General features: G+C 60.1%; 15 protein-coding genes, 1 other RNA gene and 1 pseudogene. 9 read left to right on the top strand and 8 right to left on the bottom strand.

Features of this window, described 5'->3' with window-relative positions:
* The first annotated feature begins 2 nt into the window (after positions 1-2).
* From LN450_RS21010 to LN450_RS20990, 5 genes are all read left to right on the top strand, one after another.
* Positions 3-1889: an XVIPCD domain-containing protein gene (locus LN450_RS21010; protein WP_011345822.1), complete on the top strand. Its 1887-nt coding sequence runs from the start codon at positions 3-5 to the stop codon at positions 1887-1889.
* Between the two features lie 399 nt (positions 1890-2288).
* Positions 2289-2510, top strand: a complete 222-nt coding sequence (locus tag LN450_RS21005; protein WP_005921785.1) for an XAC0095 family protein — start codon at positions 2289-2291, stop codon at positions 2508-2510.
* Positions 2511-2634: 124 nt separating this feature from the next.
* Positions 2635-3084 (top strand): hypothetical protein, encoded by a 450-nt coding sequence (locus tag LN450_RS21000; protein ID WP_011345820.1) that lies wholly within the window; start codon positions 2635-2637, stop codon positions 3082-3084.
* Between the two features lie 38 nt (positions 3085-3122).
* Positions 3123-3878 (top strand): serine/threonine-protein kinase, encoded by a 756-nt coding sequence (locus tag LN450_RS20995; RefSeq protein WP_011345819.1) that lies wholly within the window; start codon positions 3123-3125, stop codon positions 3876-3878.
* Between the two features lie 6 nt (positions 3879-3884).
* Complete coding sequence (locus LN450_RS20990; RefSeq protein WP_074038672.1) at positions 3885-4655, top strand: PP2C family protein-serine/threonine phosphatase; 771 nt, start codon at positions 3885-3887, stop codon at positions 4653-4655.
* A 153-nt stretch (positions 4656-4808) separates the two neighbouring features.
* Here LN450_RS20990 and LN450_RS20985 read toward each other — a convergent pair whose 3' ends face one another.
* Together LN450_RS20985 and LN450_RS20980 are read right to left on the bottom strand one after the other, a co-directional pair.
* Positions 4809-6374, bottom strand: a complete 1566-nt coding sequence (locus LN450_RS20985; protein ID WP_011345818.1) for an ATP-dependent nuclease — start codon at positions 6372-6374, stop codon at positions 4809-4811.
* A gap of 927 nt (positions 6375-7301) precedes the next feature.
* Positions 7302-7445, bottom strand: a pseudogene (locus LN450_RS20980) (helix-turn-helix domain-containing protein); the annotation flags it as partial.
* 124 nt (positions 7446-7569) lie between these two features.
* Here LN450_RS20980 and LN450_RS20975 point away from each other — a divergent pair.
* Both LN450_RS20975 and LN450_RS20970 read left to right on the top strand, forming a co-directional pair.
* Complete coding sequence (locus LN450_RS20975) at positions 7570-8307, top strand: SDR family oxidoreductase (protein WP_008574050.1); 738 nt, start codon at positions 7570-7572, stop codon at positions 8305-8307.
* Positions 8308-8366: 59 nt separating this feature from the next.
* Positions 8367-9266, top strand: coding sequence for an SDR family NAD(P)-dependent oxidoreductase (locus LN450_RS20970; protein WP_011345816.1), 900 nt, complete (start codon positions 8367-8369; stop codon positions 9264-9266).
* 42 nt (positions 9267-9308) lie between these two features.
* Here LN450_RS20970 and LN450_RS20965 read toward each other — a convergent pair.
* From LN450_RS20965 to trhA, 4 genes are all read right to left on the bottom strand, one after another.
* A non-coding RNA gene (locus LN450_RS20965) (sX9 sRNA) lies at positions 9309-9385 on the bottom strand.
* Between the two features lie 63 nt (positions 9386-9448).
* Positions 9449-9751, bottom strand: coding sequence for a type II toxin-antitoxin system RelE/ParE family toxin (locus tag LN450_RS20960; protein WP_039418332.1), 303 nt, complete (start codon positions 9749-9751; stop codon positions 9449-9451).
* Positions 9739-9996, bottom strand: a complete 258-nt coding sequence (locus LN450_RS20955; protein WP_008574056.1) for a type II toxin-antitoxin system prevent-host-death family antitoxin — start codon at positions 9994-9996, stop codon at positions 9739-9741. The genes LN450_RS20960 and LN450_RS20955 overlap by 13 nt, the downstream gene beginning before the upstream one ends.
* 65 nt (positions 9997-10061) lie before the next feature.
* Positions 10062-10724: a PAQR family membrane homeostasis protein TrhA gene (trhA, locus tag LN450_RS20950; protein ID WP_011345814.1), complete on the bottom strand. Its 663-nt coding sequence runs from the start codon at positions 10722-10724 to the stop codon at positions 10062-10064.
* Between the two features lie 177 nt (positions 10725-10901).
* Between trhA and LN450_RS20945 the strand changes: the two genes are divergently transcribed.
* Entirely contained in the window at positions 10902-13397 is a 2496-nt protein-coding gene (locus tag LN450_RS20945) for a DEAD/DEAH box helicase (RefSeq protein WP_011345813.1), read from the top strand.
* On the top strand, positions 13394-14857 hold the full coding sequence (locus LN450_RS20940) for a ribonuclease H-like domain-containing protein (protein ID WP_011345812.1): 1464 nt from the start codon (positions 13394-13396) through the stop codon (positions 14855-14857). Before LN450_RS20945 ends, LN450_RS20940 begins: the two co-directional genes overlap by 4 nt.
* A 483-nt stretch (positions 14858-15340) precedes the next feature.
* On the opposite strand, the gene avrBs2 is transcribed toward LN450_RS20940, so the two are convergent.
* Together avrBs2 and LN450_RS20930 are read right to left on the bottom strand one after the other, a co-directional pair.
* Positions 15341-17530, bottom strand: a complete 2190-nt coding sequence (avrBs2, locus tag LN450_RS20935; RefSeq protein WP_039418336.1) for a type III secretion system effector avirulence protein AvrBs2 — start codon at positions 17528-17530, stop codon at positions 15341-15343.
* A 143-nt stretch (positions 17531-17673) separates the two neighbouring features.
* On the bottom strand, positions 17674-18831 hold the full coding sequence (locus LN450_RS20930; RefSeq protein ID WP_039418338.1) for an ROK family protein: 1158 nt from the start codon (positions 18829-18831) through the stop codon (positions 17674-17676).
* Positions 18832-18897: the final 66 nt, after the last annotated feature.

The following is an 18897-nucleotide window of genomic DNA, read 5'->3' as shown; positions in this document are numbered from 1 at the left end:
TGATGGCAACGCCTAGCCCGCAACTCGAAGCAGCTCTTGCCAGCTTTGCTGCATCCGGAGCCAGTCAAGATCAGGTAGCGCAGTTGCGCGGAGCGCTGGTTGCTGATCCTAAACTAATGCAGCAGTTCGATCAGGAAGCAATAGCAGGCCATCTTCGGGGCTTCGCACTACAGGCGGCTAACAGTTCGACACCTAATCTTACCGGAACCTACAACATACAGAGCGGGGTCGTTACCCTTCCCGCAATAGGAATTCAATCTACAGGGACTGTAGCAAACAGTGATCTAAGAGCCAGTCTTCAAGTTCAGCAGATGTCTATAGCGTTTGCACGCAGCGCTTACCAGGACGCTGCAAGAACTAGCCATCCTGTGACGCAAGATATGGTCGACAATTTGCAGTCCACCATCAATGGCTCGCCGTTTTTGGCTGATGAAGTCAAAAAGGCAGCCACCACAATTGACCAATCGGATGGACAACGCCCCAAGAGAGCACAACTCGAGGCTTTTGGTTTCCTTGGGCCAGGCATGGCGGCTGGCGGTACCTACGATGGTGGCAACAAGATCATGAACTTGCCGCCGCTGGGTCTTCAAAGTAGCTCGGCCACCAACCTACATGGCAGGTTTAATGATAGAGACATGACATTTGTGTTGGGACACGAGATCCAGCATAGCTTTAATCATGCATCTAAGGCGCAGGCGACACAGAAATTTCTATCCGATGTCGAAGCTCAGTCAAAGGTGCGAGGCCCCATACATGACTACACAGACGAGCTCCGGGCTTACATACAGGCCGGACGTGAGGACGAAGCAAAAGCAGAGATCGCAGGCTGGAACGCATTGCTGAGTCAGCAACAGCGTATCAATCCGCATGCAGGCCTCAAAGCAATGCAGGCAACGCAGATTGATAGGGTTAATGACTTTGTCACGACAAATCCTTTAACGGGCGTTGCCGCCGGAAAGCAAGGTTTGACTTTCAATCAGGACGGGAGCCTTTCTCAGACGTCAGGAAACATTGCGGCGATGGGTCATCATTATTTTGATCGACCCTCTCCGCTTTACTCGCAGCCTGGTCAACGTCCGGTAGGCATTGGCGAGCATCGCAATGCGATGGGTGCTCTTCAACCGACAGCAGACTACCCCAACTACTATGGCACCTGGGGAATAGAGCAGATCCTGCAAGCCGAAGATCGCGCGAACGTGATGTATCAAGGTGCCCGGCCGCAAGTGACCATCGATATGGCAGCGCTGGGGCTCAAAGAACATTTGATCGAGAACGAAGGGCTGGACCGAGGCGTCAACAAGTCACCGTTTCCGTATCAGGACACAAGTACCCGGCCGCCCACGCTGCATCATTTCGACCATACCCAGGATGGAAGCGTGAATCCCGCGCACGACCATACCTATGTTCCGGTTGTGCCCAGTGCGCCTGCTGCAACGGGCTCGCTCGGGCCGGACGATCCTGCGCACCCGGATCACCGCATGCTGGAGCAGATTCGCAGTGGCGTCCGCAAGATCGACGAAAGCGTGGGCAAGCCGTACGACGACATGAGCGAGCGCGTCAGCCGTAGCCTGCTGGCGGTGTGCAAGGACAACCGCGAGGCCTACCCGGCTGCAGGGGATCGCTCGCTGGCAGACAATGCGTTGAGCCGCGTGGACCATGTTGTGATGGGCAAGACCGGCAACGTGTTTGCGGTAGAAGGGCGGCTGGATGACCCAGCGCACAGGCGGGTGCACGTGGAGATCGACCAGGCAATCCGCACCCCGGTGGAACAGTCGGACCAGAAACTCCTGGCGGCCAACCAAGCCATTGCGCAGGAAAGGGCGCTGACGCAGCAGCAAGAGCTGGCGCGTGGAATGAACGAGCCTAACCAGGGCAGCCTGTCCCGCTAGATCGCACGCTTGCGGAGCACCACGACGCCATCAGAGCCCGATGGCGGTCTGCGTTGCATCACCTCACACCGCTTGATACACGCCAAACCCGCAGTACGCATATGCTAGTTGCGCACCGGCGCAGGGCGAGCGCTGTAACTTGACCCTAGCCACCACCGCCCGCACACTCCCGCTCGGAGCCTAGAAACTCCACGCAGACAGCGGCACCCACCTCCGAGAATTTGGTGGGTTTTTTGTGCCTGGCCGAAAGGCCTGGCACGGCTCGGCGTTCTTGCGCCGGGAGGGCGGCGAATACAACACCCGCAAGGGGAATAAGCCCGCCGGCTGTCTGCGGTTTCTAGCCTCCCGGCATCCCGCTGCGTTGTGCAGCGGGAGCCAGCCCATGGCAAGGAGAGCGGCATGCACGACGAACCCGGCTACTGGATGTCCGAAGGCACGCAATACCACCTGCTACGCGTACGCGACCAACTGCGTCTGCTGGCCACCTTGGCCACACCGCGCACCCGCGAGGAAGGCGCCATGGGCATGCCGGCCATTCCCCTGCAGCAGTGGGCGCATTGCCTGCAGCACTTGGCTGAGCAGGTGGATGATGTGCTGGGGGATTTGGGCACCGCCCGGTAACGCACTTTCTTCGATGCAAGCAAGGCGCCATGTGATCGAGCACGCAAGCTCGCACCGTCAAGCGACCTGATCCACACGCGCATGCAGCGCGTGGGCTAGGATCGGTGCATACAGGGGGAACACCATGGACAGGATCACCACCATCGCGCGATGCCTCGTGCTGGCAACGTCAGTGCTGTGTGGCGCGGCATACGTGCAGCCGGCGCATGCACAAGGCATGCGCTCGGCCACCGGCACGGCAACAAGCAAGTACATTGCGCCAACGCAACAGCCGTATAACTCGATGGCGCACGACACCACGCCCTTCAACTGCGAGCAATACCGCACGCACCCGCATCCGGGCATGGTGCGTTACTGCCAAGGCGTCGAGAACATGATGCTGCGCAATGAAGCGCAACGTCAGGGGCGCCCTGCCCCATCGGACTCCGTCATCACATTGCCGGGTCTTGGCACTGCAGAAGCCAAGCAGCTGGGTTATGCATGCGTGGGCGGGCAAGCGATGAAGCGGCTGCGCAATGGATGGGAGCAGGTGGCGGCTCCTGCCGGTGGGTGGCAGCGGTGTTTGGGTGGGTAAGTAAACCTGACCCCGTTATTTTGGACAGAGGAAGAACGTTGAGCATAGACCACTCAAATTATCGAATAGTCCCTACGAGGGTTATTGGCAAAGGCGGATTTGGTATCGTCCAAGCCGTCGACCTATTTAATAACGCGAACCACAAATGCGGTGAGTACGCTATCAAAACATTTTCGCCCCCCGACCAAGATCACGATGAGGAGCTTCTCTCTCGTTTTTCACGCGAGGTTCGCTACCAAGCATCCTGTGCACACGAAAATATCGCGCAGATATATATGTATAACGATAAGATCCAGGAACCTTGGTTCCTTATGGATCTAGCTACATGCGACCTTCAGTATGAAATAAGCAACAACAGCTTATCGGATAGCGAGAAAATCAGAATAATGAAGATGACCCTCCAGGGAATTCATTATATGCATTCACGAAATTTATTGCATCGTGACATCAAACCGAGGAATATACTGAAATTCGACTCACCATTGGGCCCAGTTTACAAGATATCTGACTTTGGTCTTGCGAAGAACACAGACCCCGCAGGCGAAAGTAACTTGTTAACGAAGATTGTCTTGGGTTGGGGGACCGAAAAATACATGGCGCCGGAAACGCAGTCTGCTTGGGATTTTTCCGTGAAGTCAGATATTTTCTCTATGGGCGTGGTATTCGAAGATTTAAATCCTTCGGAAACCCCAGCGCTGAGGAAGATTATCGATAAATGCACTCATCGAAGGCCAAACTTAAGATACGATAGTGCTCAAGCGATTTATGAAGATCTCGTCGCCATCGCGGTATAAATTTAAATGACCAAATTAATTGAATGCGGTGGATTTAGTCATCCGAAGAATCAGGGTGGAGTCAATCAAGATTCTTGGCTACTTCCAAGGAAACTTGGTTCCGGATACATTATGGCAGTTGCGGATGGCGTTGGCTCTTATTCTGGTGCCGAATTGGCATCACGGGCTGTAATACGTTACCTCTCGGAGATTAAGACTCAACCTTCAGACGGTTTAATTGTTTCGAACATAATGCGCGATTGTCGCGAAGAGATATCGCGAATTTCAGAAGCGAAGCCAGCATTGAAAGATGCTGCAACTACTTTAACCTTCTGCCACTTATCAGATAAGGGTTTGTTGATAGGCCATGTTGGAGATAGCCGCGCCTATCTAAGATCGAACAATAAATTGATTCAGATTACTAAGGACCATACGCAGCATCAAAACTTATTTGATCAAGGGATTTACACAAAAAGAGAACTAAAAAATCATTCTGGAGAAAACATATTAACAAGCGCTTTATCCAGTAGGATCGAACCAAATTTTGAAGATATATTCATACCACATTACGCTTTGGGCGATTTAACAGGGGTCGAGATATTTCTTATGTCCGACGGTGCACACCGCTTCTGGACATCAAGACCGCAATTTTCGATATCTACTCTAGCTTCACCCACGCGATTTTCAAGTGCCCTAAAAAGACGGATTGATCGTTCGGGTGCGACAGACGACCAAACGTTAGTTTGTGGAAAATTTGTTCTTACAAGCAAAGATGCTATTCAAGACCGACTTTTTTGATCTCAAGGATTCCCTACAATATATTTTAATTCAGTATCTCATTGGTGTACGCATAAGATGGCTGAACAGATCGAGACATTCATTCTGCCAAACAAGAGCCTTGTTTTCACTTTTATTCACTCGTTTGCGCACCTTGCTTCAACGGCCCTTCTCCTATTTTGATAACAAAATCAAGATGGCTTTTTTAATTTCTTCAAAATCAGAGGAAAAAGAATGTGTGACCGTATCACATAACTTAGACATACACTGAGAGCTGTTTAATCCTATGTGGCTGGCAACTTCGTGAAATTCGTCATGCTTACCTGCTTGCAGTCCGTACTCAAGGATATCTGTTACCTCATCAGCATCTAACAATAGAGATTCAGAAACTTTTTCTAGGACACTGGTGTCTAGGCACTTCTGAATAACCCACGCTTCGGGCCAAGTTTCACCTGGTAGAAACGCACATCGGCTGGTAAACCATTCGTCGAAATCAGCTTTAGGATTTTCCGCCATATTTCGCGCATGCTTTAAATTTTCAGCATACTTACTTCGCTGATCTCCATCGAATATTGCTAAAACTGGCCTAGCATCTTTTCTAACATAATGAGCTGCAAGTTGCCTTGAGATGGCAGTTGCTGATCCTATTATCTGTACGCTCACTCTTGATCTCAGTGTAGCTGGTAGCGATGAAAGTATTAGGCAATGGGCAACGGGGTCTTCTACGAAAATATCTAATTCACCGTTTTTTGCCCCACTAAGCTTTGAGAAGGCAAACTCGGATGAGACTCCACTTGTAATGCGGGTTTTTCCGCCGACTGCTTCGACGAAGAATCTCGCATCTTCAGGTAAACAATCAAATATTTCTCGAGAGTGCGTTGTGCATATTACCTGCAAATTCATTTCTACACACACATCTTTTAGCTTCTTTATGAATAAACGCTGTGCTTTAGCATGAAGTCCGAGTTCGGCTTCATCCATGACTAGTAGCGCGCCCTTATTGCATGAATAAATTATCGAGAATATTTCGAATAATGCGTTTTCCCCAGCTCCCATATTGAACCCGGAGTAGATAAGAGGGCCGCATTTAACCAGAGGCAAGTTGTATTTTGAATGCTCTAGATATCTAAAATCATCATATTTTTTATTTAAAATAGTCCCTACTGCTTCTTTAACTTTCGCTTCCCAGCCTTTAAGTGGCGCATCCTTGAAAGATCGTGAGTAAGACTTTGATTGACTTCGCTCGCTATGAGGAACAATTCGTTCGATCCCTAGAAAAACCACATCTCTTTTTATTCTTTTATCGTAATCATTCCATTTCCCCCCTTTCTTCTTTACTCTGGACTGTGCAGCCACACCTACACCGCTGGGAACAGCATCAGTTTTTTTCCAATTGTTGTGTGCTATTTCATACCTTATCTCAATACCGTCCGGCGCAATTTCGTCCGAGTGTTGTACGAAGAAGTCTTTAAATGTGTAATAAGTTGTTTGCCTTTTTTTTAGCTTATAACCGCCGGGGTTATTATGAAAAGCGCAAGAAGCAAGAGCAAGGATTGTTGACTTACCCGCTCCATTTACGCCTGCAAATGCAGCTATTGGATAATGAAACTCGATGTCTAGAGAGTTAATTCCTCTTATAGACCCTTTTATTAACTTTATGCCCCGCAGCAGCGCTTTTGTATTATCACTAATAAACCAGGCTCTAAGTCCTTTGTCGGCTTGACTTTCTCGGTATGCCATCCCCCCCCCCCCAGTTATATACGCAGAATTGCGGAAATTTTGGAGTATGGGCTCCGGTGCGATCCCATAATTCATAATCTGTCAGTTGAAATAAGCATCAGTGCTAATACACTGGCTCTAACTTGCTGGCGTCCATTTGTTGGACTGCACCAAGGTACGGCACGAGGACCTGCCCGGCAATAGATCAAATTGGTGCCAGCCTTGACGGCTAGTGCGGTAAAGGGGTTCATCAGATTACGCAACTGGTATCTGCCCACATTTAGGCTGGCGCGACTTATCACTAAAAGCCCAGCATCATCCGATAGACGCGGGCGAATGCTGCGGGGGTTCCTTGATTGAATCCTTATGTGAGGCGGCTGTGACAGGACCCAAGACACGCCGTCAATGAGGGCGACCGCAGTGTCAACACCCACAGCGTATCCAGGCGGCCATGATAATGACCGCACAGCCGCGAACCCGGTACTTCCGCATCTGCTTTCCATGCATGAAACCCCCGTTCTAGTTTGCACCCTACCGTTATTTAGGGGTTTTGTCAGTGGGGTACCCGACATTTTGTGCCAATGATGTGATCCGCTGCGATTGCACGCGTTGAAATCACTTGGGTAAGAGGCGCTCATGCTTGGTCGAACACCTCCACCGATTTATGCAGCGCTCGCTTAATTACTTCTTTTTTTTCTTGTCCGACGCTTGCTTGCAGCCTTTTTCGCTTTAGGTCCGGTTTTCTCGTTGGTAGCCATGCGCGTGACCTCCCTCGCCATCCACATGGCGGCGAGGCGGCGCTAGGCCGATTAAGTTGACCGCACAAGTCTGGTTGCAGCACGATACGGCAGATGCTGCGAGACCACCAGTGCGTTGCCTGTGTCTGCTATCTGGCGATGTTCGCAGTGCTACGTGCCTGATGTCTGCCCAGCTGCGTGCCTGCGTGCCTAGGCGCACGCCCAGGCGCGCTTCCATCTCGGCGATGACCTTGGTGGCGGTGGAGCGCGGAATTTCCATGTCGTTGGCCGCTGCAGTGAAGCTGCGCCGCTCCACGATCCGCACGAACAACCGCATGGCGTCGAACCGATCCATGACACTCCTTGCCCACTGTTCGGGCGCTGGATACAGTGCTGTGCAGTTTAGTGTGATGATCGTCGTGTCATTGCATTGGATAGTTCCGCAACGCCGCAGCCCGCAGCATAACGGAAGAACATGCATGACTCAGCAGCACACTGTTGCAGTGATTACCGGGGCCTCTCGCGGTATTGGCGCTGCCATCGCGCAGCGATTGGCCGGCGATGGCTTTGCCGTCGTGCTCAACTACGCCGGCCATGCGGATGAGGCCGATCAACTGGTGCGCAGCATCGAAGCGGCCGGTGGCCGCGCGATCAGCGTGCAGGCCGATGTCAGCGACCCGGTCGCCGTCGAGCGCCTGTTTGCCGCGGCCGAGACTGCGTTCGGCGGCGTGGATGTGCTGGTCAACAACGCCGGCATCATGCAGCTGGCCACGCTGGCCGACAGCGACGATGCCTTGTTCGACAAACACATCGCGATCAATCTGAAAGGTACCTTCAACACGCTGCGCCAGGCCGCACGACGGCTGCGCGACGGCGGCCGCATCGTCAACCTGTCCACCAGCGTGGTCGGCCTGAAGCTGGAAACCTACGGGGTGTATGCGGCCACCAAGGCGGCGGTGGAAACACTGACGGCGATCCTGTCCAAGGAATTGCGCGGGCGTGCCATCACCGTCAACGCGGTGGCGCCTGGCCCGACCGGCACGGCGCTGTTCCTGGACGGCAAGTCGCCGGAATTGATCGAACGCTTGTCCAAGGCCAACCCGCTGGAACGTCTTGGCTGCCCGGACGACATCGCGGCAGCGGTGGCGTTCCTGGTCGGCCCGGATGGCGGCTGGATCAACGGCCAGGTCCTGCGCGCCAACGGCGGCATGGTCTGACCCGCTGTGGCGCGCGGCAGTGCGCACGCTGCTGGCTTTCCCTCTCAAGGAGCAATGACATGCGCAAACGCATTCTGGTGACTGGCGCGTCCAGCGGCTTTGGCCGATTGGCCGCACAAGCGCTGGCCGCCGCCGGCCACACCGTCTACGCCTCCATGCGCGATACCGCCGGCCGCAATGCCGGCGTGGCGCAGGCGATGGCCGACTTGGCGGACAAGCAGCAGCTGGCCTTGCACACGGTCGAGCTGGACGTGCAATCGCAGGCCTCGGCCGACGCGGCGGTGGCATCCATCGTGGCGCAGGCCGGTGGGTTGGACGTGGTGGTGCACAACGCCGGGCACATGGTGTTCGGCCCGGCCGAGGCGTTCACCGCCGAACAGCTGGCGCAGGTCTACGACATCAACGTGCTGGGTACCCAGCGGGTCAACCGCGCGGCACTGCCGCACTTGCGGGCACAGCAGCAGGGCCTGTTGGTGTGGGTGTCCAGCAGCAGCTCGGCAGGCGGCACACCGCCGTATCTGGGCCCTTATTTCGCGGCCAAGGCGGCGATGGACGCCTTGGCGGTGCAGTACGCACGCGAATTGGCACGCTGGGGCGTCGAGACCTCGATCATCGTGCCCGGCGCCTTCACCAGGGGCACCAACCACTTTGCCCATGCCGGTACGCCCGACGATACCGCGCGCGCCGCTGCGTACGAGGCCGGCCCGTATGCGGGCTTTGGCGAACAGGTGCAGCAGGCATTTGCGCGCCTGGTGCCCGAAGACGCCGACGTGGCCGAGGTGGCGCAGGCGATCGTGCAGGTGGTGAACGCACCGTTCGGCAAGCGGCCGTTCCGGGTGCATATCGACCCGGCGGGCGATGGCGCGGACGTGGGCTTTGCGGTCCTCGATCGCCTGCGCGCGGAGATGCTGCACCGTGTGGGATTGGATGATCTGTTGGCACCGCGCGTGGTGGAATGATGGGATGCGGCAGGCGCTTGGAGTGCCTGCCGGCCGTAGAGCGGCTAACAGAAGGTGGCGAGCAGTCGTCAGCTGGATGTGGACGGCGCACTCACAACCGAAGTGTCGGCGCGGTGCATGCCGCACCGAGCACCGGCCGCGCCCGCCTGGTGGCTGTGCCGTGGTTTTGTTGGCCGCTCTTCTTAGCGTGAAAGACGGTTCCTGCGAAGCGCGCGCTCCCACCGCATGACGTGCACCAGCACAATGTGCTGCCCATCCACGCGGTAGAACACGCGGCAAGGTGGTTCGACAATCTGGCGATAGCGCGAGCGCTTGAGTTCCTGTGGCCGGCTTCCGCTGTCGGGGTGTTCAATTAATTGCTCAACCTGCGGCAACACCCATTTGACCAGCGCCGCCGCTGCAGCGGGTGCGTTATCGATTGCGATGTAGTCCGCAATTGCGTCCAGATCAGCCAATGCCGGCACCGACCAGATTATTTCAGCCATCGCGCCATGTGTTGCTGTGCCTGTTCATGGCGCAGCGTACGGCCTTGCGCGACTGCCATTTCTCCACGGGCGATTCCTTCCAGGAGCGCAATGCGCTGCTGCATGCGCTCATCGCTGGCAACATCCACCACATAGGCTCTGGGTAAACCGTGCTGTGTGATCAGGATTGGCTCCTTGTCGCGCTCTGCAGCTGCAAGGGGTTCGGTCGCCTGACGCTTGAGCGTGGTGACAAGTTCGGTGCGCATGCAGTGACATTAAGTATCACTTCGGGCGGGGCAAGCGGCCGGCCCGAGGACGCCACACTGCGTGGTCACCCCTCGCCCAACGGCCGCAGGCACAGCCAGATGGCGCACCAGTGCGACAGCGCGCCGCCCAGCACATGGGCGTGCCAGATGGCGCGGTTGTAGACCATGGATTTGCGCACGTAGAACGCCACGCCCACGGTGTAGAAGGCGCCGCCGGCAACGATGAGCCACAGCACCGCGCTGTCCAGCCCGGCGATCATCTGGTTGATCACCACGATGCCGGCCCAGCCCAGCAGCAGATAGATCGCCACCCAGAAGCCCTTGGCGATGCCGGGCAGGCACAACTTGGCGAACACGCCGAACAGGGCCACGCACCAGACGCTGAGGATCATCACCCAGCGCCAGGTGCCGTCCAGCGCCACCAGGAAAAACGGCGTGTAGGAGCCGGCAATCATGACGAAGATGCCGGCGTGGTCGAACTTGCGCAGCATCGGCTGGCGCTGCGGCGGTGCGAAGTTGTAGGCCGCCGAACAGGCGAACATCACCAGCAGCCCCAGCGCGTAGATGCAGGTGGCCAGCAGCATGGTCTGGTTGGCGTGCGCGCGCACCACCATCCAGGCGCCGCCGACGATGGCCAGCAACAGGCCGGCGGCATGCACCGCGATATCGGCGCGGCGGGCAGAAACGGACTTGTAATGCGGAGCAGTGACGTTGGCAGGCACGGGCACGGCGTTTCTTCGGTGTGGGGGATCCCACAGCGTGCAAGGCAGCCGTGACGCTGTGGGGGCGACAGGATACCCGGCTTGCTGAATCCGCTCAGTGAGGCAGGCTGGGCGCGGGCGCGCCGGTCTCATACCCTGAGACATCCTTTTCGTTTGATCTCCCTCTTTGGGAGCCCTTGCCGTATGCCTCCGTTTGCCCTCGCTCCCCGCACCGAAACCGCCGAACGCGCACTGGCCACCACCGACGGCCGGCCCAGCCGCGACGGCGCGTTGCTCACGCAGCGCCTGGAACGGCGTTACCACGACCGCATCACCGGCAGCTTCACCATTCCCGGGCGCGCGGGCTGCTATGCGCCGATCCCCGATGATGTGCCCAGCGCACTGGCCGATGCGCTGCAGGCGCGCGGCATCAGCCAGCTCTACAGCCATCAGGCCGATGCCTGGGCAGCGACACAGCGCGGCGAGCATGTGGCGATCGTGACGCCCACCGCCTCGGGCAAATCGCTGTGCTACACGCTGCCGGTGGTGAGCGCGGCGATGACCAGCGGCGCCAAGGCCTTGTACCTGTTCCCGACCAAGGCGCTGGCGCAGGACCAGGTGGCCGAGCTGCTGGAGTTGAACCGCGCCGGCGAGCTGGGGGTCAAGGCCTTCACCTTCGACGGCGACACGCCCGGCGATGCGCGCCAGGCGATCCGGCTGCATGGCGACATCGTGGTGAGCAACCCGGACATGCTGCATCAGGCGATCCTGCCGCATCACACCAAGTGGGCGCAGTTCTTCGAGAACCTGCGCTATGTGGTGATCGACGAGATCCACACCTATCGCGGCGTGTTCGGCAGCCACGTCACCAATGTGCTGCGCCGGCTCAAGCGCATCTGCGCATTCTATGGCGCCACCCCGCAATTCATCCTGTGCTCGGCCACCATCGGCAACCCGCACGCGCACGCGCAGGCCTTGATCGAAGAGCAGGTGCATGCCATCACCGAATCGGGCGCGCCCACCGGCGACAAGCATGTGCTGTTGTGGAACCCGCCGGTGGTCAATGCGGATCTGGGCCTGCGTGCCTCGGCGCGTTCGCAGAGCAACCGCATCGCGCGCATTGCCATCAAGAGCGGCCTGAAGACGCTGGTGTTTGCGCAGACGCGCCTGATGGTGGAAGTGCTGACCAAGTATCTGAAGGACATCTTCGACCACGACCTGCGCAAGCCGGCACGCATTCGCGCCTACCGCGGCGGCTATCTGCCCACCGAGCGGCGCGAGGTGGAGCGTGCAATGCGTGCCGGCACGATCGACGGCATCATTTCCACCTCGGCGCTGGAACTGGGCGTGGATATCGGCGCACTGGACGTGGTGATCCTCAACGGCTACCCCGGCAGCGTGGCGGCCACCTGGCAGCGCTTCGGCCGTGCCGGGCGTCGCCAGCAACCGGCGCTGGGCGTGCTGGTGGCCAGCTCGCAACCGCTGGACCAATACGTGGTGCGACACCCGGATTTCTTTGCCGATGCCTCGCCCGAACATGCGCGTATCGCGCCGGACCAACCGCTGATCCTGTTCGATCACATCCGTTGCGCGGCCTTCGAGCTGCCGTTCATTGCCGACGAGCCATTCGGCCCGATCGACCCGCTGGTGTTCCTGGAAGCACTGGCCGAAAGCGAGGTGATCCACCAGGAAGGCGACCGCTGGGAATGGATCGCCGACAGCTACCCGGCCAATGCGGTGAGCCTGCGCTCGGTGGCCGATGGCAACTTCGTGGTGGTGGACAAGAGCGACGGCAAGCAGCAGATCATCGCCGAGGTGGATTATTCGGCCGCTGCACTCACCTTGTACGAAGGCGCCATCCACATGGTGCAGAGCACGCCCTACCAGGTGGAGCGGCTGGATTGGGAAGGCCGCAAGGCGTACGTGACGCGCACGCATGTGGACTACTACACCGACAGCATCGACTACACCAAGTTGAAGGTGCTGGACCGCTTCGACGGCGGCGTGGCCGGCCGTGGCGATTGCCACCACGGCGAAGTGCACGTGGTGCGGCGCGTGTCCGGCTATAAGAAGATCCGCTACTACACGCACGAAAACATCGGCTACGGGCCGGTGAATCTGCCCGACCAGGAATTGCACACCACCGCGGTGTGGTGGCAGTTGCCGCAGGCCACGCTGGGCAAAGCCTTTGCATCCAAGCAGGATGCGCTGGATGGATTTCTGGGCGCTGCCTATGCATTGCACGTGGTGGCCACGGTCGCCGTGATGGCCGATGCGCGCGATCTGCAAAAGGCGGTGGGCAATGGCGACGGTGCCTGGTTTGCAGTGGCCGACCAGACCGGGCGTGGGCAACTGCGCGGCGTGGAAGAAGGCGATGCGGCCACGGTGGAATTGCAGCAGGCCTTCGTGCCCACGGTGTATCTGTACGACAACTTCCCTGGCGGGGTGGGCTTGAGCGAGCCGCTGTGGCTGCGCCAGGCCGAGCTGCTGCAGCGCGCGGACGAATTGGTACGGCGGTGCGATTGCAGCGCCGGCTGCCCGGCCTGCGTGGGCCCGGTGCTGGCCGCACATGAAGCCGCCAAAGGCGAATCGCCCAAGTCGCTGGCGCTGACGGTGCTGGCGTTGTTGTTCGATGCCGATGCGCCATTGCGGCATGCCACACAGGTGGACGAGGACCTGGCGCTGGACGTGCTTGCATGAATGTGAGTGCGGACCGGCTGCGTTTGTTGCGGCGTCAGGCCGGGCAGGCTGATGTGCCTGCGCCGGCGAAGGCTGACGATGGCGATGGCGATGCGCTGCACGATGCGCCGGCGGTCGATGCGCAGGCTGCGGATGCCGCGCCTGTCGATGAGGCCGCGCAGCCAGCTTCCGGCGTCCACACGCAGGGCACGACGCCTGCGCCTGGTCATGCCCCGGGCGTTAGCGCCGAACGTCTGCGCCTGCTGCGCCGTCAGGTTGGCGGCCTGACGCCGGCAGCTCGCAAGGACGATGCGATCATGCCGACACGTGCACAGCGGGCAGCGGTCTCCGGCGCCGCGTTACCCACTGCGGGCTTGCCGCTGCGAGAGAACGCCGCTGCACGTCATGGCGCCGTGGCCGCTCGCCCCAACGAGGCGCGCGACGCATCAACACGCACGCGCCGCGCCTTGCAGGCGCCCATGCCTGCACCGCCTGCGCGCGAGGCATCGGTCTTTGCGTGGGTGGAGCACGATGTGCGCCACAAGCCGGCGCTGCCTTCGAATGTCGATGTCGATGCAATCATCGCCGTGGAGGCGGATAGCGCGCGCCCTTGGCCCACAGCGCGCAGCACAGCGACAACATCGCCCGCATCGATGTCGCCGCCACCACCGGTACAGCGCCGCACCGATATCGCCGGCCTGCGCAAGATGATCGGCCTGCGCGAACGCGCGGTTTCGGCGCATGCACCCATCCGCGCGCCATCCACCGACCGATCTCTGCCTGGCAACGAGATCGCGCCCGGCCTGCATCTGATCCAGGCGTTCCTGCCACAGGCGATTCCCACCGAGGCGCTCTCGCTGGCCTTCGCCAAACGCGATGATGCCGTCGACCCGATGGACCTGCTGTTCTTCGATACCGAAACCACCGGCCTGGCCGGCGGTACCGGCACCCGCGCCTTCATGATCGGCGTGGCCGATTGGGTGGTCGATGCCGTGCAGGGCAACGGCCTGCGCGTGCGTCAATTGATGATGTCCACGATGGCGGCCGAAAGCGCGATGCTGGATCTGTTCCGCACCTGGCTGACGCCGCGCACCGTCCTGTCCAGCTACAACGGCCGCTGCTACGACGCCCCGCTGCTGAAGACGCGCTACCGCCTGGCACGTCGCGGCGACCCGATTTCTGCACTGGACCATGTGGATCTGCTGTTCCCCACGCGCCGGCGCTATCGCGGCACCTGGGAGAACTGCAAGCTGTCCACCATCGAACGGCAACTGCTGCGCGTGGTGCGCGAAGACGACCTGCCCGGCTCCGAGGCCCCGGCCGCCTGGTTGAGTTACCTGCGCGGCGGCAGCGCGCGCAACCTGCGCCGCGTGGCCGAACACAACCACCAGGATGTGGTGACGCTGTCGCTACTGATGCAACGGCTGGTGGCAGTGGACGCGCAGGAGCGCAATGCGCTGACGTTGGCGCGCACGCCTTGACCGGTCATGCGATCTAAGTGGGGAGTTGGTGCGGGGCAGGAGGTTGGCCGGACTTGCCCCACGACAAGGCGCTTGACGCACACTGCACTCCACGACCACCCGTCCGGTCATTCATTGCGGCGTGTTGAGCCGCGTGGCGCGCCAGCCATGGGTGGATGCTTGCGGTGGACGACATGCAACGCCGTGATGGCGCACCGCAGGCGTCTGCGGGTCATTTCGATCAGGCCACGCAGTCGCCTCCACCGATGAATCGATGGGAGGCAACGGCGGATGCGTATGCAGGTAACGCGGCGGCGCACGCCGCGGCACCTGCACGCAGGGCACTGCAACGCGGCTGATCGGCCGCCCCACCGCTCCCGGCGCCGGCTTGCCGGTACAGGCGCGTGATCTCTCCCAATCCCTGACGCTGCCCGAGCGTGGCTTGGAGCATCTGCATGCTGCCCCACACGCTCGACCTGCCAACCGAAGCCGTGATTGGAAGGTTCAATCCGTCTCCGTCTGCCTGGCCTGCTCATTGAGATAGTGGGTCACAGGCGCGCCACGGTATTTGTCGGTCAGCAAACCAAGCGCTTTGGCGCGCTTGTCCAGCGCACGCGTTGCCGCAGGGTCATTGACCATGTCTGCGGTGTGATCGTGTTGCTTGCCTTCGCGAACCGCGGAGATGTGGTTCGGGTCAGCGGGGATGGAGCTGGCCTGAAATTGCTGGGTTCGCTGCTTCACGATCTCGGCATCCCGGTTGATATCGATGGGCGTTTCCGGCGGCACGTCGAGTTCATTGCCGGTATGGCCCCGGGCCAGCGCGCGGTTTTCCAGGATGGCGAGCAATTCGGCCTCGGGCTGATCGGTCAACAGGCTTTCGCCATCGTCGCGAAACGCGCCGGCCGTGGTGCGCTTGACGCCGAAGGCCTCGTTGGTGAGCTTTTGCAGTTCACCGAAGTTGCGGTAAACGTAGTAGTCCTTGTCGTGATTGGCGCGCGGCACGGAAAAGTCCTCATACCGGTAGCTCACCGAATACGCGGCCTTCGCGTAGGCCGAGTCCGGCTGGCGCATCCGCGTCCGAGCCATTTCCATGGCCTTGCCGGCATCGCTGTCGTCGGTGGCCACCGCCTCCACGATCACCGGGCGCATCTTGGTCCAGCTGTCCAGCCACTGCATTGCGGTGTCTGCGAGCCCCGCGGCGCCCTGCTCATTGCTTCGAAAGAAGCCGCGCAAGCGCTCGTCGTTCAACATGCCCTGGCTCAAGACCGGCACCACGTTGATCTTGGCCAGCAAGCGATCCAGCGCGGCGCGGCGCGGCGCATCCTGCGAGTGCAACGGGTTGATCTGGTAGTGCTTGTACAAATTGGACAGGAATTGGTCAAAGCCGCCCGTGTAGTACTTGGCATAGACCTTGATCGCCGCAGCCTTGCGCAGGTCCGGCCGGCGCATCAGCAGCATCGCCACTGCTTCGCCGGTGTTTTCCTTGCAGTCCAGCGCCACCGACATCGGCTCGGGCTTTTTGAGCACGTGCTCCAGCATCTGCTCCACACCGGCGATGGTCTGGTCGGTCTTGACGTAGTTTCCGTCAGACGGGTTGCGAATCACCAACGGCATTTCACGCAGCTCGGCAAACGGCACCTGCGACACCAACCGGTTCTGCGGGTCGCCTGCCATGCGGCCGATGCTGAAATCGTGCATCAACACCGGCACGCCATCGGAACTGACTTCGACGTCCAGCTCCAGATTGCGGTAGCCCTGCTCGTAGGCATGATCGATGGACGCCAGCGAGTTTTCCGGAATGCCGGCGTGATTATCGAACAGCCCGCGATGCACCATGACGTCCTTTCCGAACGCACGCGTGCTGGGTGCTTCGAAGTAGTGGTTGTGCACGAGCGACTTTTGATGATTGCGCAACAGCACTTGCTTGCCTTCCAGCAGGCGATGGTCGTTGGCCTTGAAGAACCCGGCGCCACCGTCGCGGGCCGGCACCTCGTGGCCGTGATAGCGCGCGGCTTGCTGCAGCTTGCGCCGCCCCGGCGTGCCTGCGGCAGGCTGCAGCCAGTTCGGCGTTGCCAGCCCGTGGCCGGAAAGATTCAACTGCTTGCCAAGCGCGGCAAGCGCCGCGTCGCTGAAGGTGTCGCCAGGCGCAAACGCGCGCTGCAGATTGAAGATGATGCGACCTTGTTGTGCATCGATCAGCACCGGGCCTGCGGCCGCACGTGCGCGTGCGGGCAGCCCGCGCGACATGGCATTGAAGGCGGCGGTATCCAGATACACCGGCTCCAGTGTGCCGGCAGCAAAGCGTGCCGCAATGCTGTCGGGTTTGAGCGCCGTGCCGGCCTGCGCAAGATGCGTGGCAAGCTTGCCTTGCAGGGTCTGCACGGTGATCTGGCGCGCCTGCACTTCGGCCAGACGCTGCTCGGAGAATTCGCTGTCGAGCGCCACCAGGGCCGGCTTGCCGGTCATCGCGCTGTCGTTCAACGGCACCAGCGGAGGCATATTGCCGGCGCGGCGACGCGGCCTTTCTCGCAGTGGCGGGGTGTTGCCCGGCATGTGCGGCACCTGCGTCGGGCTGATCGCACTGGTGTGCGTCGGTAGTGCCGGCGCGGCAGTGTGCGCGATAGAAGGTTGCAGAGGACCGATACGCATGATGACCTCGAAAACGCGGCGGGCGGCCAGTAAAGCGCGTGGCATATGACAATTGGCAAATTAGGCGAAAAGTACCGCCCGGATGCGAAACGATGCCTGCGTTGCGCGCGTTGGCAGGCGTGCGGCGCAGGCGTTGTTTGGACGCGTTGCCCAGCACTTGGCGCGTATATCGCCGCGCATGCGGTGCGCTAGAACAGCGTTTCCTTGAACGGCAGCATGGCCGCGCCCAGCACGGTGGCATGCGCCGTCACCTGCCCGACCTGCAGCGTGGGATACGGCAATGCAACGCCACGCCGCGGCGCAGGTTCGAAGGCGATGCGGGCGATCAGCCGTTGCGCAAGATCGGTGGGCAGGCGCGCGCCAAAAACAATCACACGCGGATCGATCAACGCAATGATCGCCGCCACCGCAAGCGTCACTGTCGGCTCCACTGCATCCAGCCACGCATCGATCTGCGGCCAGGCCGCATCGTAGTGCTGCAGCATGGTGTGCAGGTCCGGCAGCGCGTGGCCATCGGCGGCCAGCGCCTGGCGCAGGCTTTCCAGGGTTGGCCGCGCCATGCCGGTGATGGCCGAGATGCGCCCCAGTTCGCCCCCATTGCCGTGCGCGCCGCGGCGCACGTTGCCGGCCGCAATCACGCCGGCAGCAAAGCCGTCGGAGATCGACAGATACACCAGGTCCGGCGATTGGCGGCCAATGCCGTACACGGCCTCGGCCAGGGCGGCGCAATGGGCGTCGTTGTCCATCCAGACCGGTAGCTGCAGGCAATCGGCGACAAACCGGTCCAGCTCCACCTGCATCCATTCCGCTGCCAGCGACAAGGGCGGATTGACCCGGGTGCCGTCGCCGATGCGCGGGCCAGTCATGCTCAGACCGACGCCAAACACATGCTGCCGATCCACGCCGGCCGCCGTTAGCAGTGCCTCCACCAGGGCCGGCAGTTGTGCACGCACCACCGCCAGCGTCAGCGGGAAGGCCGTGAGCTGGCGCATGCCGCGGACCTGGCCGGCGAAGTCGATCAGCACCACCGCAAAGCCATCGACCATCACCGACACCCCCACGCTGTATGCATACCCCGGCACCAGGCTCACCTGCGCGTTCGGTTGGCCACGGCCACGCCGCAGCGAGGGCCGCAGCTGCAGCAGGCCGTGCGCCACCAGCGGGTCGACGATGCCCTTGATGCCGGGCACGCTGAGCCCGCTGGCGCGCGGCAGATCCGCACGCTCGAATTGCCCTGCCCTGCGGATCAGATCCAGCAGCAGGCGCTCGCTGGAACCGGCGGCCTGCCCATCGCTGCGACGACGGTAATGCGAACGAATGGCTGCGTTTGCGAACAAAGAGGGCATGCAGGGCGAAACGTTCGTCGTTGTCATAATTGCTTTAATTAAGCAGCTTAATTTAATCCGTCCGCG

This window comes from Xanthomonas euvesicatoria pv. euvesicatoria (assembly GCF_020880415.1).
GTDB lineage: Bacteria > Pseudomonadota > Gammaproteobacteria > Xanthomonadales > Xanthomonadaceae > Xanthomonas > Xanthomonas euvesicatoria.
Note: the sequence above shows the minus strand (reverse complement) of the source record. Positions and strands in the feature narration are given on the sequence as shown.

What these genes read in the sequence shown, in the direction of transcription:
- LN450_RS21010 (WP_011345822.1), top strand. Translation starts at nt 3, where the DNA reads ATGGCAACGCCTAGCCCGCAACTCGAAGCAGCTCTTGCCAGCTTTGCT.
- LN450_RS21005 (WP_005921785.1), top strand. Translation starts at nt 2,289, where the DNA reads ATGCACGACGAACCCGGCTACTGGATGTCCGAAGGCACGCAATACCAC.
- LN450_RS21000 (WP_011345820.1), top strand. Translation starts at nt 2,635, where the DNA reads ATGGACAGGATCACCACCATCGCGCGATGCCTCGTGCTGGCAACGTCA.
- LN450_RS20990 (WP_074038672.1), top strand. Translation starts at nt 3,885, where the DNA reads ATGACCAAATTAATTGAATGCGGTGGATTTAGTCATCCGAAGAATCAG.
- LN450_RS20985 (WP_011345818.1), bottom strand. Translation starts at nt 6,374, where the DNA reads ATGGCATACCGAGAAAGTCAAGCCGACAAAGGACTTAGAGCCTGGTTT.
- LN450_RS20975 (WP_008574050.1), top strand. Translation starts at nt 7,570, where the DNA reads ATGACTCAGCAGCACACTGTTGCAGTGATTACCGGGGCCTCTCGCGGT.
- LN450_RS20970 (WP_011345816.1), top strand. Translation starts at nt 8,367, where the DNA reads ATGCGCAAACGCATTCTGGTGACTGGCGCGTCCAGCGGCTTTGGCCGA.
- LN450_RS20960 (WP_039418332.1), bottom strand. Translation starts at nt 9,751, where the DNA reads ATGGCTGAAATAATCTGGTCGGTGCCGGCATTGGCTGATCTGGACGCA.
- LN450_RS20955 (WP_008574056.1), bottom strand. Translation starts at nt 9,996, where the DNA reads ATGCGCACCGAACTTGTCACCACGCTCAAGCGTCAGGCGACCGAACCC.
- LN450_RS20945 (WP_011345813.1), top strand. Translation starts at nt 10,902, where the DNA reads ATGCCTCCGTTTGCCCTCGCTCCCCGCACCGAAACCGCCGAACGCGCA.
- LN450_RS20940 (WP_011345812.1), top strand. Translation starts at nt 13,394, where the DNA reads ATGAATGTGAGTGCGGACCGGCTGCGTTTGTTGCGGCGTCAGGCCGGG.
- avrBs2 (WP_039418336.1), bottom strand. Translation starts at nt 17,530, where the DNA reads ATGCCACGCGCTTTACTGGCCGCCCGCCGCGTTTTCGAGGTCATCATG.
- LN450_RS20930 (WP_039418338.1), bottom strand. Translation starts at nt 18,831, where the DNA reads ATGCCCTCTTTGTTCGCAAACGCAGCCATTCGTTCGCATTACCGTCGT.